Consider the following 16,558-nt stretch of genomic DNA (forward strand, 5'->3'; position numbering starts at 1 on the left):
AAATGAACTTCCATTCCACCCGCACCACAGCCCCGGCGACCACCCTCAGCCAGGCAATCGCTGCAGGCTTAGCACCGGATGGCGGCTTATATGTCCCCGAGTGCTTGCCACCCCTTGGTGACTTGGACCACAGCGCAGATTTCATCAACACCGCCACCGCACTACTGACCCCCTTCTTTGCGGGCGATCCGCTGGAAGTGCATGTGCCGTCGATCTGTGCCGAAGCGCTGGATCTCCCCGCACCACTGCTGCCCTTGGCCACCCCTGAAGATTATGCCCTTGAGTTATTTCACGGCCCCACTGCTGCCTTCAAGGATTTCGGCGCACGTTTTCTAGCGGCCTGCCTGACCCGGCTACGACGTGATGTCGAACGTCCCTTGACGATTCTGGTGGCGACCTCCGGTGATACGGGTGCTGCGGTGGCGGCGGCATTTCATCGGCAACCCGGATTACGTGTCGTCGTTCTGTACCCGGATGGCCGTGTATCGCCACGTCAGGCCCACCAATTGGGTTGTTTTGGCGACAACATACATACACTGCGTGTGGCTGGCGTGTTCGATGACTGCCAAGCCATGGTCAAGCAGGCCCTGAACGATACCAGCCTCCAAACAGCCGTGCCGCTGAGTTCGGCCAACAGCATCAGCCTGGGCCGCTTGCTGCCGCAGATGAGCTACTACGCCCATGCAGCCTTGACCCACCGTGCCAGCACGGGCCGCCCTCTGAACCTCATTGTGCCCACCGGCAACCTCGGCAATGCCTTGGCCGCGATTCTGGCGCGCGCCCTGGGAGTACCCTTAGGACAGATTGTGTTGGCGACAAACGCCAACCACGTACTCCCTGATTACTTTTCCGGAGCACATTACCGCCCCCAGCCCAGTGTGGCGACGTTGGCCAATGCAATGGACGTTGGAGCGCCCAGTAATTTTGAACGATTGCGCTGGTTGTATCGCGGCGATGACGCCGCATTGCGTGCCGCCTTTACCGCCTATTCCGTCGACGACACCGCGATCCGCCAGACCATCACCGCACGGCATCGTCGCTACGACGAGATATTTTGTCCCCATACCGCTACGGCGGTGTTTGTGCTTGAGCACTTGCGTGCACAGGGCGTCGCTGGGGATTGGGCCGTTGTGGCGACCGCGCATCCAGCCAAATTTGAGCAGGTGGTAGAACCGTTGATCGGTACCACCGTGCCCGTGCCGGCGGCCCTGGATAGCCTCCTGCAACGTCCCGCGCGCGACGAACCGCTTGCCCCAGAGTACCCGGCATTGCGGCACATGCTACTGGCCACCTAACGCAGCATGTGTGTGCCACTGCATGAGTGCGGATCTGAGCCGATCCCTGATCCTATTGAGTGGCTAGAGCGCTAACGCTGCGCCTATTGCCGTGTGCCGTGCCGTCCTCCTGAGATGCCCCAGTGCCGCCGCAGCGGTGTTTCCACAGACGCTGCCCAGGCGTACTTCACGTGACAGAGACTGGCCCCGTTTGCGAGTGTTGCTGCGAAATTGTTGCGATATTTCGAGTTTTCCCGCAGATGCCATGCCACCGGAAGCGATTGCAGCCGGTAGAATGGCGCCCTGCTTTTATCTGTTTACTTTGGAGTTGCGTTTGTGATCAAACCTCGCACGCCGCCTGGCGTCTTGGAACTGCTACCTCGCGAACAGATTGCCTTCCAGCGCATGCTAGATGTCATCCGCCGCAACTATGAGCGTTTCGGGTTTTTACCAGTAGAAACCCCGGTGTTTGAACTGTCTGATGTCTTATTGACCAAATCTGGTGGTGAGACAGAGCGTCAAGTCTATTTCGTGCAATCCACCGGCACCCTAGCCAATGCCGCTGAATCTGGAGCGACCCGCCTACCGGAACTGGCATTGCGCTTTGATTTGACCGTGCCCCTGGCGCGCTATGTCGCCGAATATGAGCACGTCTTGGCCTTTCCGTTCCGACGCTACCAAATCCAGCGCGTCTATCGCGGCGAGCGCGCCCAGCGTGGCCGCTTCCGTGAATTTTATCAATGCGATATTGATGTCATTGGCAAACAGACCCTGAGCATTCGCTACGATGCCGAGGTCCTGGCGGTCATCCATGCCGTGTTTTCTGAGTTGGGGATCGGAGATTTCCAAGTCCAGTTAAACAACCGCAAAGTATTGCGGGGCTTCCTTGAGAGCCAGGGAGTGCGTGACGGCGAATTGCAATTGGCTGTATTGCGCGAGGTGGATAAGCTCGATAAACGCGGTGTCCTTGACGTGAGAGATACATTGATAGGGCAGGGCTTCGGTATTCCTGCCGCGCAGGTCGAAAATATCCTGACTTTTGTTGCCACCCGTTCCACCAGCCATGCCGATGCATTGGCCCGTCTGGATGCACTGATCCAAGACTCAGGGCCAGAGGCACACGACATGCTGCGCCAAGGTGTTGCCGAATTGCGTGAAGTGCTGACTCTGGTCAACGTCCTGGGTGTCCCCGAACACGCCTACCGCCTGAACTTCTCCATTGCCCGCGGTTTGGATTACTACACCGGCACGGTGTACGAAACCGCGCTGATCAATCACCCCCAGATTGGTTCCATCTGCTCCGGGGGGCGCTACGAAAACCTCGCCAATCATTACACCCAATCGAAATTGCCTGGTGTGGGCATCTCGATTGGTTTAACCCGCCTGTTCTGGCAACTGCGTGATGCTGGTTTGATAGATGGCATTGCAGAAAGCAGCGTCCAAGCCATGGTGGTATTGATGGATGAAGCCACACTGGACGATGCCTTGGACATTGCCCGTCGCCTGCGCATCGGCGGAATCAATACCGAAGTACAGATGGAAGCAAAAAAGCTCAGCAAACAATTCCAATATGCCTCCCGTGCGGGGATCCGTTTCGTCGTCCTGGCCGGTGACGATGAGCGCGCGCGTGGCGTGGTTGCCGTCAAAGACCTGACCCGTGAACAGCAATTTGAGATCCCACGAGAAGAGTTAGCGAGCACCCTGCAAGTCGAACTGGAGCAAGCCAAGGTTATGTGACCGCCTCCGCGCTGCGGCAAGCCCATCCCATGCCCCCCCCAGAGAACACCCGCCCCTCTTTGAGCCGCAGCAGGCCTGCCACCGAGTGCTGCTTCCACTGGCTCAACCCTCATCCCCAGCTTGACATGTGTCCACGGCGTGCACCGCCTCCCTGGGCAGATCGGCTTTACAGTGCCGATGATGCACTGCTCCTACCACGTCCCTAGGAGATCCGGAGCGCAGCCATTGCTGGCTGCAGTGCCGAACACGTCATACGAGCTTCTATCGTCCTCCTGTGACGCATGGCCAAGCGGTGCATGAGAGACGATCCCAATCACTGACGTGCAGCGTATTGGGCTACTGCTGAATCCATCGCCTTGCCTCAGGCCCGACCGCACCTCCCCTGAACCTGCCTGGGTGCCCTCGTGTTCTCCATATGACCTGGCGGCGCAACGTTCAAGCGGGGCAGAGCATGGAGCCTGCTGTTATCTATCCCGCATCGTATTTCATGGGATCCTCTCCATCCCCCTGTGTACTAATGTAATAGTTCGCTATACCATTCCCCGATGAAACAACGTCCAATCCCCCGTCCCCAAACCGATACCACCGCTGCATTACAGGCATTAGCCGACGCCCTTGCCTGCCTTAGAAACAGCGCCACAGTCCTTGCCTTTCTCCGTGACCTGTGTACCCCAGCCGAGTTGGAAGCGCTGGCCGACCGCTGGCGCGTCGTGCCCTTGCTGCTCCAAGGCCGGCCCTACCGTGACATCCACGACCACACCGGCATCAGCGTCACCACCATCGGCCGTGTCGCGCGTTGCCTTGAACACGGTACCGGCGGCTATGCAGCGGTATTGCAGGCCCAGGCCATGCCTCCTGCCAGCTCCATTGAGAAACCACAATGAGTGCGTCCACCGCATTACCGGTACGCGATCGACTGCGTATTGCGATTCAAAAAAGTGGGCGTTTGACAGAACCGGCCCGCCGCCTCCTGACGGCTTGCGGACTGAGCTGGCGTCAGAGCCGCGACAAACTGTTTTGCTACGGTGAATCGCTGCCGGTGGATCTATTGTTGGTGCGCGATGACGACATCCCCGGCTTGATTGCCCAGGGCGTGTGCGACCTTGGCATCGTGGGTCGTAATGAACTGGATGAACAGGCAGCCTCACGGCGCCGCAACGGCCTCCCCGTTCCCTACCAAACCCTACGTGGACTGCACTTTGGCCAATGCCGACTCATGCTTGCGGTGCCTGAAGAATGGGAGTGGCAAGACATATCGCAATTAACAGGCAAGCGCATCGCCACCAGCTACCCCGCCATCTTGGCCGACTGGCTACAGACACATCACATTGCTGCACAGATCGTCGAACTCTCCGGCTCGGTCGAAATCGCCCCACGCCTGGGTACCGCTGACCTCATCTGTGATTTAGTGTCCTCCGGCGCCACATTGGCTGCTCACCAACTCAAACCCGTCATCCAGATCATGGAGAGCCAAGCCGTGCTTGCCGGCATGATCTGCCAACCTGCCGATGCCCGTGCCGGACTCTTGGCCATGCTGCTGCGGCGCATTGATGGCATGGTCAACCTGTGTGACAGCAACTTACTGATGTTCCGTGCCTTCCAAGAACACCTGGACGCCTTGACCCGCTTACTGCCCGATGCCGACCCATTGGTACAGCTCCCCGATGACGGCAGCGGCACCCTACGCGTGCAGACCATGTGTCATGGCACCATCACCTGGCAGCGTTTGGAAGAACTGGAACGTGCTGGTGCTCAGGGCTTGATGGTATTGACAGTAGAGCGATCCCTCGCATGAAAATCATTGATTGGAACCAACTTGATACTGCGGCCCAGGCCCAGACACTGACCCGTCCCGCGCAGACCATCGCCACACAAACCCGTGAGGCCGTTACCGCCTTAATTGAACAAGTGCGTCGCGGCGGTGATACTGCCTTGCGTGACATCACCGCCCGCTTTGATGGTGTTGACCTGGCCACGTTTGAGGTTACTGCGGCCGAGCTGGCCGCTGCGGCCACGGCCGTTGCCCCAGAACTACAGCACGCCATGCAGACAGCCGCAGCCCGGATCGAAGCCTTCCACCGTGCCGGAATGACCAACGGCTATCGTGTGGAAACGGCGCCCGGCGTGGTGTGTGAACGCCTGGTACGTCCGATCGCCCGCGTGGGCTTGTACGTCCCTGCCGGCAGCGCCCCGTTATTTTCAACGGCCTTAATGCTGGGTGTCCCCGCACGCCTGGCGGGGTGCCGTGAAATCGTCTTGTGTACCCCACCCTCTAAAGATGGCCGCGCCAATCCGGCGGTCCTGCTGGCCGCACGTCTCACCGGAGTCACACGCGTCTTCACACTGGGCGGCGCCCAGGCCATTGCGGCGATGGCTTACGGTACCGCAAGCGTTCCCACCTGTGACAAAGTGTTTGGCCCTGGAAATAGCTTTGTCACCGAAGCCAAACAACAGCTTGCACAAGCAGGCGTCGTCGCAATCGACATGCCGGCAGGCCCCTCGGAGGTCCTGGTGATCGCTGATGCCGCCGCCAATCCTGCGTTTATCGCTGCTGATCTCCTCTCCCAAGCAGAACACGGCCCGGATTCCCAAGTCCTCCTGTTGTCTGACAGTGATGCACTAATGACAGCGGTACAGACTGCCCTTGCTCTCCAATTGCAGCAGCTATCCCGTGCCGAGATAGCGCGTCAGGCCTTAGCGCACTCCAGGTTCATTAAAGTGGCCACCCTGGAGACTGCCTTTGACATCAGCAACCGCTATGCGCCCGAACATTTGATTTTGGCATTGCGCCAACCGCGTGCCTGGCTGCACCGCGTTGCAGCCGCCGGTTCCGTCTTCCTTGGCGACTACACCCCCGAAGCCCTGGGTGACTATTGCAGCGGTACTAACCACGTCTTGCCCACCGGTGGTGCAGCCCGCGCCTATAGCGGCGTGAGCGTCTCCAGCTTCCAAAACATGATCAGCGTCCAAGCGGCTAGCCGTAGCGGTATTGCTGAAATTGGCGACTGTGCATTGACCTTGGCGCGTGCCGAAGGATTGGATGCACACGCCAATGCTGTCGCCTTACGGATGGCAACAGCCCCATGAACGCACAGACCCCTACGGTCCTTGACCTGGTACGTCAAGAACTACGCAACTTTGCTGGCTATTCCTCCGCGCGCAGTGTCGCTTTGACCGGTGACCTCTGGCTCAATGCCAACGAATCGGCCTGGCCCAATCCCGCTGACTCCCACGCCACCATGCGACGTTATCCAGAACCGCAACCGCCCACGTTGCGCCAGATGCTGGCGGCACTCTACGGCTGTCTTCCCGAGCAACTATTGATTGGTCGTGGCAGTGATGAAGGGATCGATTTACTGGTGCGTACCGTGTGCGAACCGAGACGTGATCCCGTCCTGGTCACCCCCCGGTGTTCGGCATGTATGCCGTTTCCGCACAGTTGCAGAATGCCCCATTGATCCAAGTCCCTTTGGTTGATGACGCCGCGGGCTTCCATGCCGACGTGCCTGCGATCATCACTGCCGCACAGACTTCCCGCGCCAAACTCGTGTTCTTGTGCTCACCCTCCAATCCGGTCGGTGTCGCGATCCCGCTACAGCAGATTGAGACCATCTTGCAGACACTTGCCGGCACTGCTCTTGTCGTGGTGGATGAAGCTTACGGAGAATTCTCCGATGTCCCTTCCGTGGTGCCCCTGCTGGCCCGCTACCCACATCTTGTCGTGCTGCGTACCTTGTCCAAAGCCCATGCCCTGGCTGCCGTGCGTATCGGCAGCGTGATCGCCGATGCCCATTTAGTCGCGGTATTACGTCGCTGCCAAGCACCGTATCCCTTGCCCACCCCCTGCGTGAGCTTGGCTGAGCAGGGGCTGTCAGCCGCCGCGTTACAGATCACTGCGCAGCGTGTGGCCGAGATCCGTGCTGAGCGTGAGCGCCTGCGTGCCGCCCTGGCCTGTCTGTCTGGCGTGCGCCGCGTCTATCCCTCCCAAGGGAACTTCCTCCTGGTGCGCTTTGATGATGCCGAGGCCGCGTTTCAGGCGCTGTACGCCGCTGGCGTCGTCGTGCGCGACCAGCGTGCCGCACCGCAGTTGCATGATGCCTTGCGGCTGACCGTGGGAACCCCCGAACAAAACACACGTCTCCTGGCCGTGTTGCGTGACATCCAGGCGGTGCCCGCATGACCCCCATCGTGTTTATTGACCGTGACGGCACGCTCATTGAAGAGCCGCCTGATTTTCAGATTGATGCCTACGAAAAACTGCGCCTTGTCAACGGCGTGATCCCGGCATTGCTGAAGCTCCGTGATGCCGGCTATCACTTTGTGATCGTCACCAACCAAGATGGATTGGGCAGCCCCACGTATCCCCAAGCCAGCTTTGATGGCCCCAATGCGTTGATGCTGCAGATTTTTAGTAGCCAAGGCATCGTCTTCCGCGATGTGCTGATCGATCGTAGCTGGCCGGCCGACAACGCGCCCACTCGTAAACCAGGCATCGGCTTGATGGTCGCCTACCTTCAAGATCGCGACATTGATTGGGCGCGCTCGGCAATGGTGGGCGATCGCCCCACAGATCTGCAATTTGCCGAGAATCTCAACATTCGCGGATTCCAATTACGTACCCCGCAATTTGGTGGTGACTGGGATTGGGACGGCATTGCTCACACCTTGGCCGATGCGCCGCGCCGCGCCGTGGTACAGCGTCACACCAAGGAGACAAACATCCGTGTCGAGATTGATTTGGATGGCGCACCCCAGGCGCGGATCACTACCGGATTACCGTTTTTTGATCATATGCTCGAGCAGATCGCCAAACATGCTGGCATTTCCCTACACATCAGCGCTGTTGGGGATCTGCATATCGACGAACATCACACAATAGAAGATACCGGCTTGGCGCTAGGTCAGGCAGTGCGCCAAGCCTTGGGGGATAAACGCGGTATTGGCCGCTATGGATTCGATCCGCCCCAGCTGCCGTGGCAGGTGAGCGGCGCGGCGGCACACGGTGGCTTTACCCTACCGATGGATGAGACCCAAGCCAGCGCTGTGTTGGACTTCAGCGGCCGCCCGTATTTTGTCTTTGAAGGAACCTTCGTCCGTGAGCGTGTCGGCGATATGCCCACCGAACTGGTACCGCACTTTTTCCGCTCCCTGTGTGATGCCTCTGGGATGAACTTGCACTTGAGCGTGCATGGCGACAACGACCATCACAAAGTAGAAGCGTGTTTCAAGGCGCTGGCGCGTGCATTGCGTCAGGCGTTACAACGCCACGGCCACGTGCTTCCTTCTACCAAGGGGGCGTTATGACCGAGGTTGCTTTGATTGATGCCGGTGGTGCCAATCTTGGTTCGGTGCGCTACGCCTTGCAGCGTTTGGGGGTAGAACCGCGCTTAGTGTGCGATGCCCGCGGACTGGAGGGGGCTGCGCGGGTGATTCTCCCCGGGGTCGGGAGCGCACCTGAAGCGATGGCACGGCTCAACAATCAAGGCTTGATTGAGCCATTGCTCCGGCTACAGGTGCCGCTGATTGGGATCTGCCTGGGCATGCAATTGTTGTTTGAGCACTCTGAGGAAGGCGATGTGCCCTGCTTGGGATTGCTGCCTGGCCGCGTCCGCCGCCTGACGCCGGCTCCTAGCATCCGTGTGCCGCACATGGGCTGGAATCGCTTGTTGCCGCTGCGCGCTTCGCCATTGCTGGCGGAGGTGCCCGAGGGGGCGAACGCTTATTTTGTGCATAGCTATGCAGTGCCCTTGACCACGGCAGCGGTGGCCGCCTGCGATCACGGCGGCATGTTTACCGCGATTGTGCAGCAGGGAGTGCGTTGTGGCGCGCAATTCCATCCAGAGCGTTCGGCCGAAACAGGCGCACGTATCCTGCGTAATTTTCTTGAAATGGATGCCGCATGAATTTCATTGTCTATCCAGCCTTGGACATCCGTAACGGTGCTGTGGTGCGTCTCCAGCAGGGGGATTACGCGCGCCAGACGCGCTATGACGATCAGGTATTGCCGCGCGCACAGGCGTTTGCCGACAGTGGCGCCACGTGGATGCATCTGGTTGATCTGGATGCCGCCAAAGCGGGCGGGTATACCTTGGCACCCTTGTTGCGCCAGATTACCCGTGCAACAGGACTCCAGGTGCAGACCGGCGGCGGGGTGCGTTCCCGTGATGATGTTGCGCGGATTCTCGACGCAGGCGCGGCACGTGTGGTGATCGGTTCATTGGCGGTGCGCCAGATGACGTGTGTCATTGAGTGGTTGCAGGCCTTCGGCCCTGAACGGATCACCGTTGCATTGGACACGCGTCAAGATGCCGGTGGCGTGTGGCGCTTGCCGGTTCATGGCTGGACCGAGGTTGCCGAGGCAACGTTGGAGGCGCTGGCGCAGCAGTATGCAGCAGCCGGGTTGCGCCATCTGTTGTGTACGGACATTGCCCGTGACGGCATGTTGTCCGGTCCCAACATGGATGTATATGCGTACCTGCGGGCCTTGGTCCCTGCAGTGCAGATCCAAGTGTCTGGTGGGGCGCGGGATGTGGCCGATGTCGTCGCCGCCAAGATGGCCGGTTGTGCGGGTATTGTCCTCGGTAAAGCGCTGTTGGAGGGCCGCCTTGCACTCAAGGAGGCAGTGCAGCATGGCAGTGTTGCCGATCCCGGCGATCCCTTGCCTTGCGGGGAACTAACGGAGCCAGTATGTCGCTACAGATCAGTGTGATGCTTGCGGTGTATCTCCCGCCGGGGACGCCATGTGCCAATGGGCGGATGCGGCCCTATCGCCGTTGCACACTACACCGTGACCACTTGCAGCAAGAGGCGCAGAGGCGGTCATGTTGAGCCGTCGCATTATTCCATGCTTGGACGTGCGTGATGGACGTGTGGTGAAAGGCGTGAAGTTTCGTGACCACGTGGATATGGGCGATATCGTCGAACTGGCCTTGCGTTACCGTGATCATGGCGCTGATGAGTTGGTGTTTTATGACATCGGCGCCAGTCCACAAGGGCGTTCTGTGGATTACCGTTGGGTTGAACGCGTTGCGCGCCTGATCGACATTCCATTCTGTGTGGCCGGTGGTATCGGCGAGGTTGAGACTGCCCGTGCTGTCTTGCATGCCGGTGCCGATAAGATTTCGATCAACTCACCGGCACTGCGCCAACCTGCGCTGATTAGCGCCTTAGCCGAAGCCTTTGGGGTGCAATGCGTCGTCGTCGGTATTGACTCGATCCGTGAGGCTGATGGTCAGTGGCGCGTCCGCTGCAATACCGGTGATCCGGACAAAACCCAGGCCTTGCCGCTGCGCACCCTGGATTGGATTGTTGAGGCGCAGCGCCTAGGGGCAGGGGAGATCGTATTAAATTGCATGGACAGCGACGGGGTGCGCTGTGGTTATGACATTGCACAGCTGTCTCAGGCGCGGGCATTGTGTCAGGTGCCCTTGGTGGCTTCTGGCGGCGCCGGGGACATGCAGCACTTTGCGGATGTATTTCACAAGGCTGATGTTGATGGTGCATTGGCGGCCAGCGTATTCCATAGCGGCGCGATTTCGATTCCGGGTTTAAAACAGTTTCTGCGTGAGCAGCAAATTGAGGTCCGCGATGTGTAATGAGCCTGCGACGAGCGATGTTGCATTGCCTGATCTGGATTGGGCCAAGGGTGATGGCTTGTTGCCCGTGATCGTGCAGGACGCCGATACGCTGCGTGTGCTGATGCTTGGCTATATGAACAGCCAGGCATTAGAGGTCACGCAGCGCAGCCGCTTGGTGACGTTTTACAGCCGCAGTAAGCAGCGTTTATGGACCAAGGGGGAGCGTTCTGGGCATGTGCTGCATCTGGTGGCCATTGATGCCGATTGCGATGCCGATACGTTATTAGTGCAGGCCCGACCCCGTGGACCCACGTGTCATCTGGGCAGGACCAGTTGTTTTCCTGCAGCCCCTGGACAGTTTCTTGGTGCGCTGGATGCGCTGGTGGCGGAGCGCGAACGTGAGCGGCCACAAGACAGTTACACCACCGCATTGTTTGAGCAGGGCGTCCGCCGCATCGCGCAGAAGGTCGGTGAGGAAGGGGTGGAGACCGCATTGGCTGGCGTGGTCCAGGCTGATGATGCACTCCTTGATGAATCAGCAGACCTGCTTTACCACCTGATTGTGTTGTTGCGTGCCCGTGGTTTATCGCTTGCCGATGCCGTTACCGTATTAGAGGCACGGCATCGTTAATGCCGATGGCGTGTTGCCCGCAGCGCGGAGTGTTGCCGTGGCTGAGTGCTTGATGTGTCATCTCACTGATGGGTGCCAGCGTTGTTTGGTGAGGGGGGCAGTCCATTGCCCCATTGATGCCAGCGTGTTGTACAGCTTTATGGTTGCAAGTGCATCGGTCACGAAGAGCGCATCCATCAGTTGTCTTTTTTCTTATATGCATCCGGCGGGACAATCAATGAGGACGAGCAGGGCCGTTGCAGAGGGTTGATGAAGTGCTTCCAGATGCGGCTGTTTTTTTTGAGCGCGTTATCAGGATGCAACGGGCCAGCGGTATTGTTGTTCTGCTGGGCGGTCGTTGCGGATTGAGGTGCCGGGATGACGGTAATAACGCGCCGATTTAAAAGGGCAGTTGGGCAAAGCTATCCAAATGCAGATGGCGGTCGGTGTCTTTAAGATGACGTGGCGTTGGATAATCGTCACGCCGATCAATCAATACCGTGTTCAATCCGATTTGTGCTGCGGCGTTTAATTCTTCGATCACATCCGATAGAAAGACGATCCCGGCGGGCGCAATCCCAATGTGTTGCGCAATGCGTTGATAGCTGGTGGACTCACGCTTGCCACCGATTTGGGTATCGAACCAACCTGAGAACAGTCCGCTCAGATCGCCTGCATGACTGTGGCGGAAGAACAGTTGCTGTGCCGGTACCGAGCCGGATGAGTACACGTACAGCGGCACGTTGGCCGCATGCCAGGCGCGCAGCCGTTGGACTGCATCCGGGTAGAGGTGGGCGGTGAAATCGCCGTTCTGGTAGCCGGATGTCCAGATCATGCCTTGCAATGCTTTGAGTGCGGTGTGCTTACTATCCGTGTCGATCCACGTTTGCAAGGTGGCTACAAGAGCTTCTTCAGAGAACGCTGTGCCGGTTTCGTTGGCGACTTGATCTAACCAAGGCATCACGTCCGGGTGTTCACGGTGTTCCCGGACAAAGTCGGGGAGGGCGCGGCGTGCATAAGGAAACAGCACTTCTTTGACGAAAGAAAGACTGCTTGTGGTTCCTTCAATATCCGTGAGAATTGCTTGAGGCATGCTCATTGTCAGTGCGCGCTTTGGCAGCCCTCGGGGATATAGCGGGGGAAGCGTTGTGCAATGTCAGTGCCGGTGAAATGGCCAACCCAGCCATCCGGTTCGGTAAAAAAGCGGATAGCGACGAAGTAGGGCGCGGCACCCATATCAAACCAGTGCAGGGTGCCATCGGGTATTGCGATCAGATCGTTTTTAACGCATTCGATTTCATAGACTTTGTTGCCGCTGTGCACGGTGAATAATCCCGAGCCAGCAACGAAGAAACGGACCTCATCTTCCTTGTGAAAATGTTCCTCAAGAAATTTGGCGCGCATCTCTTCGCGCTTGGCATTGTCTGGAGCGATGCTGATCACGTCTACGGTTTTGAAACCATGTGTGGCGATCAGCCGATCAATGTCAGTACGGTAGGCCGCCATGACCTGCTCTGCAGTTGCACCAGGTTCAATCGCTTGAGTCGCTTCCCAGCGCTCGAACGTGATGCCAATCTTGTGCAACTCGGCGGTGATCTGTGCCTGCTCTTTGCTGACGAAGAACGGCGTATCGGGGGTGTGATCGTCGAAGATGCGTAGTCGGCTCATGATCAAGGGTGATGCGATGGCAAAGGGAACGGCGTATCAAAGATAGCCACGTAATTTCAGTAGGTCCAGTTCGCAGTGCAGCAGAAATTCCAATGCCTCAAGGTGGCGGCGCGCATCGGCGAGTGTGTTGCCCCAGGTATACATTCCGTGCCCGTTGATCAGATATCCCCACATCCGTTGTTTGTCCAGGAGTGTGTCAACCTGGGCAGCAAGAATATTCATATTTTGAGTGTTGCAAAAGACGGGCACATCCAAGGTTGTTTCGTGGGTGCTGTGCCCCGCAAAGGCCTTGAGTAGCTCGTAATCTTTCAGAGAAATGTGACCGGCCCCGGCGTACACCCGTGAGGCTACCGTTTGTGTTAGCGAGTGGGTATGCAATACGCAGCCAATCTCAGGAAAGCGCCGGTACAGTTGGGTATGTAACAACGTCTCTGCCGAGGGAGTATGCGGATGTCCAACGGCGTTGCCGTCCAAGTCGACGGCCATAATGTCCTCTTCCCTCAAGCATCGTTTATCGCGGCCGGAGACGGTGATAGCCACATGATGTTCATCCAGACGGTGCGAGAAATTGCTACTGGTGGCTGGTGTCCAGCCTGCTTGAGCGAATTCGCTGATCGTGCCGATCAACAGATGCGCCAATTCGCGCAGACGGCTCGCGTCGTAGGGCAGGGATGGTGTGCAAGTGGCATTCATTGTCTCAGGTGCTTTCTTGATGCAGTTTGCTGTGGCGATATCCGTAACTGAAGTACAGGGAAAAACCAAGAACAGTCCACACGCTCATCAGCATCCAATTGTGCCTGGTCATTGCTGACAATAAGGTAATGCAACTGAGTACACCAGCGGAGCAAAACAACCATGCTGCCGGCATTCGGAATGGGCGTGGCAGATCTGGCCGAGTACAGCGCAGAATCAGCACGCCGGCACAGACGGCGGTAAAGGCAATCAACGTCCCCATTGAGGTGAGTTCGCCGAGTACATCCAGTGGGAACACCGCTGCGAGCAACGCAATACCTAGTCCGGTGATCACCGTGTTGATGTGCGGAGTGCGGTGTTTGGAGTGGATTGTGCTGAATATCGGTGGCAGCAGGCCATCACCGGCCATGATCATAAAGATGCGCGGTTGTCCGATGAGCATCACCAACACGACCGAAGACAGTCCGACCAATGCACCGATTTCGACCACGACGCGCAGCCAGCCCAGTTGGGGGTGTGCGGCGACTGCGGTGACGACTGGCTCATCTGTGCCCAGTTGCGTGTAAGGGACTAATCCAGTCATGACGGCGGCCATCATGATGTACAGCACGGTGCAGATCGCTAACGCACTCATCATGCTGATAGGAAGGTCGCGCTGTGGACGGTGCGATTCCTGCGCGGCCACCGACACCGCTTCAAAACCGATGTAGGCGAAAAACACCATTGACGCGCCATGTAACACACCATTCCATCCGTATTTGCCCGGCCCTTGATTGGTCGGGATGAACGGTTGCCAGTAATCAGGGTTCACGTATTTCCAGCCGACGCCAATAATCAGCAAGATCAGCCCGCTTTTGAGTGCAACCATTGCGATATTGATCTTCGAGGACTTACGGATGCCGAAGTAGCACAACCAAGTCAGCAGCAGCACGATGGTGGCTGCCGGCAGATTGGCAATGGCTCCAGTGGCGTGCAGCGTGCCGTCCAATGGCGCATTCACTAGTGCGGCGGGCAGATGGATGCCCAGATGCTGTAACAAGCTGAGGAAATAGCCGCTCCAGCTCACCGCCACCGCCGCGGCAGAAACCCCATATTCCAATACCAGCATCCAACCGATGAACCAGGCTGCCAGCTCACCGAAAGTGGCATAGGTATAGGTGTAGGCGCTCCCAGAGACCGGCACCATCGCCGCGAATTCGGCATACGCCAGCGCACAGAACGTACAGCAGATCGCCGCGAGTGCGAACGACAGCATAATGGCTGGTCCGGCGTGATTGGCCGCGGCTTGCCCGGTAATGACAAAGATGCCGCCGCCAATCACCGCACCGATACCCAGTGCAGTTAACCCCCACACTCCAAGGACGCGTTGCATGCTGAGTCCTTCGGCACTGTCCTGGCTGGGTTGAGAGAGTTTGGTGGCCCAGAGTTGTTTGAACATAGTGCGTCAGGAAATTGATAAAAAGTGTAATTAGTAAAAGAGGCCGGCGTTGCGCCGGCCTCCTGAGTGCTTATTGCTTAGCCACCATGTCGTAATTTACTGTGCTGATAGCCGTATAAGCCATACATCACCAAGCCGAGTACCGTCCAACCGACCATCAGCGGCCAGTGCTCGGTGAACGGCTGCCAGAACAGGTACAGACAGGCTGCCGCACCTGTAGGGGCGATCACCCAGTACACGGGGACCCGGAAGGGGCGAGGCAGATCCGGGCGGGTACGGCGTAGTACCACGATGCCAATGCAGACCGTCGCGAATGCTAGCAGCGTGCCCATGGAGACCAGATCGCCAAGCAGACTGATTGGAAACAGTCCGGCTAAAGCACAGGCACAGGCACCGACGATGAGCGTACCTACGTGGGGAGTCTGGAATTTTGGATGTACTTTAGAAAGCAACTTGGGCAGCAGGCCATCCTGCGACATCGCGTAGAAAATCCGCGGTTGTGCCATCAGCATCATCAGCATCGTTGAACTTAGCCCTGCAATCGCGCCGATTTCTACGACATGCTTGAGCCATGACAGCGTTGGGTAGGTTTCCAGCGCGGTGGCCACGGGTTTGGGCGTATCCAACTGCGAGTAGTGCATCAGGCCGGTGAGAACACCGGAGAAGGCAATGTAGATCACCGTACAGATGGCGAGCGAGCCGAGGATGCCGATGGGCATGTCACGTTGCGGATTCTTGGCTTCCCCCGCAGTGGTGGAGACTGCATCAAAGCCGATATAGGAGAAAAACACCACGGCTGCACCGCGGATCACCCCTTCAATGCCGTACTTGCCTGGTGCCACGTTGTCCGGGACGAAGGGGACCCAGTTGTCCGGGTTGACATAGCGTGCGGCGAAAGCGATGAACAGCACGATGACACTGACCTTGATCGCCACGGTGATGGAGTTGACGAACGCCGATTGAGTGATCCCGACGTAGCACAGCCCACTGATCGCGGCCACAATCGCGACTGCCGGCAGATTGATCAGGCCACCGCTATAAATCAGCCGCCCATCGACTACGTCCAGAGGTGCACTAGATAGCGAGGCTGGCAGCCCATAACCGAAACTGCTCAGGAAACTATTGAGATAACCGGACCAGCCGACCGCCACGGTTGAGGCAGAGAACATATATTCCAGGATCAGATTCCAACCGATGAACCAAGCCGTGAATTCCCCGAGCGTCGCGTAGGCATAAGAGTAAGCGGAACCGGAGACCGGCAGCATTGCCGCGAACTCTGCATAACACAACCCAGCCAAAGCACAGGCAATTCCCGCCAGAATGTAGCTCAGCACCACGGCTGGGCCGGCATACTCGGCGGCAGCGTGTCCGCTGAGCACGAAAATACCAGCGCCAATCACGGCCCCGATGCCGAGCATCACTAACTGTCCTGCCGTTAGCGATCTTTTGAGTTGCGTTCCGCCTTTACCTGTCCCTGTGTGATTTGTCGGCTCGATCGGTTTGACGATGAATAAATGTTTTTTGAGCATGCGACGTTCCTCCCCCTGATAGATGGTCGCGT

General features: G+C 58.1%; 15 protein-coding genes and 1 pseudogene. 11 read left to right on the forward strand and 5 right to left on the reverse strand.

Going from position 1 to position 16,558, the window contains the following annotated elements; genetic code table 11:
- The first annotated feature begins 2 nt into the window (after nucleotides 1-2).
- The 11 genes and pseudogenes from thrC to hisIE all read left to right on the forward strand — a co-directional run bounded on the left by thrC (nucleotide 3) and on the right by hisIE (nucleotide 11,219).
- Nucleotides 3-1,295 (forward strand): threonine synthase, encoded by a 1,293-nt coding sequence (thrC, locus tag F7G16_RS05755; protein WP_004088310.1) that lies wholly within the window; start codon nucleotides 3-5, stop codon nucleotides 1,293-1,295.
- Between the two features lie 315 nt (nucleotides 1,296-1,610).
- The gene (gene hisS, locus F7G16_RS05760) at nucleotides 1,611-3,011 is read left to right on the forward strand and encodes a histidine--tRNA ligase (protein ID WP_011098026.1); all 1,401 of its coding nucleotides are present in this window, start codon (nucleotides 1,611-1,613) and stop codon (nucleotides 3,009-3,011) included.
- Between the two features lie 545 nt (nucleotides 3,012-3,556).
- A complete protein-coding gene (locus tag F7G16_RS05765) occupies nucleotides 3,557-3,895 on the forward strand; it encodes a YerC/YecD family TrpR-related protein (RefSeq protein WP_004088312.1) in 339 nt (112 codons plus the stop codon).
- Nucleotides 3,892-4,806, forward strand: coding sequence for an ATP phosphoribosyltransferase (hisG, locus tag F7G16_RS05770; protein WP_004088313.1), 915 nt, complete (start codon nucleotides 3,892-3,894; stop codon nucleotides 4,804-4,806). Before F7G16_RS05765 ends, hisG begins: the two co-directional genes overlap by 4 nt.
- On the forward strand, nucleotides 4,803-6,098 hold the full coding sequence (gene hisD / locus F7G16_RS05775; protein ID WP_004088314.1) for a histidinol dehydrogenase: 1,296 nt from the start codon (nucleotides 4,803-4,805) through the stop codon (nucleotides 6,096-6,098). The genes hisG and hisD overlap by 4 nt, the downstream gene beginning before the upstream one ends.
- Nucleotides 6,095-7,191: pseudogene (hisC, locus tag F7G16_RS05780) on the forward strand (histidinol-phosphate transaminase). The gene hisD and the pseudogene hisC overlap by 4 nt, the downstream one beginning before the upstream one ends.
- A complete protein-coding gene (hisB, locus tag F7G16_RS05785; RefSeq protein ID WP_004088316.1) occupies nucleotides 7,188-8,315 on the forward strand; it encodes a bifunctional histidinol-phosphatase/imidazoleglycerol-phosphate dehydratase HisB in 1,128 nt (375 codons plus the stop codon). Before hisC ends, hisB begins: the two are co-directional and overlap by 4 nt.
- Nucleotides 8,312-8,914 (forward strand): imidazole glycerol phosphate synthase subunit HisH, encoded by a 603-nt coding sequence (gene hisH / locus F7G16_RS05790; protein WP_004088317.1) that lies wholly within the window; start codon nucleotides 8,312-8,314, stop codon nucleotides 8,912-8,914. Before hisB ends, hisH begins: the two co-directional genes overlap by 4 nt.
- Nucleotides 8,911-9,720 carry a 1-(5-phosphoribosyl)-5-[(5-phosphoribosylamino)methylideneamino]imidazole-4-carboxamide isomerase gene (gene hisA / locus F7G16_RS05795; RefSeq protein WP_004088318.1) on the forward strand — a complete coding sequence of 270 codons (810 nt, stop codon included), beginning with the start codon at nucleotides 8,911-8,913 and terminating at the stop codon, nucleotides 9,718-9,720. Before hisH ends, hisA begins: the two co-directional genes overlap by 4 nt.
- A 112-nt stretch (nucleotides 9,721-9,832) precedes the next feature.
- Nucleotides 9,833-10,606 (forward strand): imidazole glycerol phosphate synthase subunit HisF, encoded by a 774-nt coding sequence (gene hisF, locus F7G16_RS05800; RefSeq protein ID WP_004088319.1) that lies wholly within the window; start codon nucleotides 9,833-9,835, stop codon nucleotides 10,604-10,606.
- On the forward strand, nucleotides 10,599-11,219 hold the full coding sequence (gene hisIE, locus F7G16_RS05805) for a bifunctional phosphoribosyl-AMP cyclohydrolase/phosphoribosyl-ATP diphosphatase HisIE (RefSeq protein ID WP_004088320.1): 621 nt from the start codon (nucleotides 10,599-10,601) through the stop codon (nucleotides 11,217-11,219). Before hisF ends, hisIE begins: the two co-directional genes overlap by 8 nt.
- 379 nt (nucleotides 11,220-11,598) lie before the next feature.
- Here the strand turns inward: hisIE and mtnC are convergent, their stop codons facing one another.
- The 5 genes from mtnC to F7G16_RS05830 all read right to left on the reverse strand — a co-directional run bounded on the left by mtnC (nucleotide 11,599) and on the right by F7G16_RS05830 (nucleotide 16,526).
- Nucleotides 11,599-12,297: an acireductone synthase gene (gene mtnC, locus F7G16_RS05810; protein ID WP_004088321.1), complete on the reverse strand. Its 699-nt coding sequence runs from the start codon at nucleotides 12,295-12,297 to the stop codon at nucleotides 11,599-11,601.
- A gap of 2 nt (nucleotides 12,298-12,299) precedes the next feature.
- On the reverse strand, nucleotides 12,300-12,866 hold the full coding sequence (locus F7G16_RS05815) for a 1,2-dihydroxy-3-keto-5-methylthiopentene dioxygenase (protein ID WP_004088322.1): 567 nt from the start codon (nucleotides 12,864-12,866) through the stop codon (nucleotides 12,300-12,302).
- Between the two features lie 36 nt (nucleotides 12,867-12,902).
- Entirely contained in the window at nucleotides 12,903-13,559 is a 657-nt protein-coding gene (locus F7G16_RS05820) for a methylthioribulose 1-phosphate dehydratase (protein ID WP_004088323.1), read from the reverse strand.
- A 4-nt stretch (nucleotides 13,560-13,563) separates the two neighbouring features.
- Nucleotides 13,564-14,997: an amino acid permease gene (locus F7G16_RS05825; RefSeq protein ID WP_004088324.1), complete on the reverse strand. Its 1,434-nt coding sequence runs from the start codon at nucleotides 14,995-14,997 to the stop codon at nucleotides 13,564-13,566.
- Nucleotides 14,998-15,074: 77 nt separating this feature from the next.
- Nucleotides 15,075-16,526 (reverse strand): amino acid permease, encoded by a 1,452-nt coding sequence (locus tag F7G16_RS05830; protein ID WP_004088325.1) that lies wholly within the window; start codon nucleotides 16,524-16,526, stop codon nucleotides 15,075-15,077.
- Between the last annotated feature and the right edge of the window lie 32 nt (nucleotides 16,527-16,558).

This window comes from Xylella fastidiosa, from assembly GCF_011801475.1.
GTDB classification, from domain to species: Bacteria; Pseudomonadota; Gammaproteobacteria; order Xanthomonadales; family Xanthomonadaceae; genus Xylella; species Xylella fastidiosa.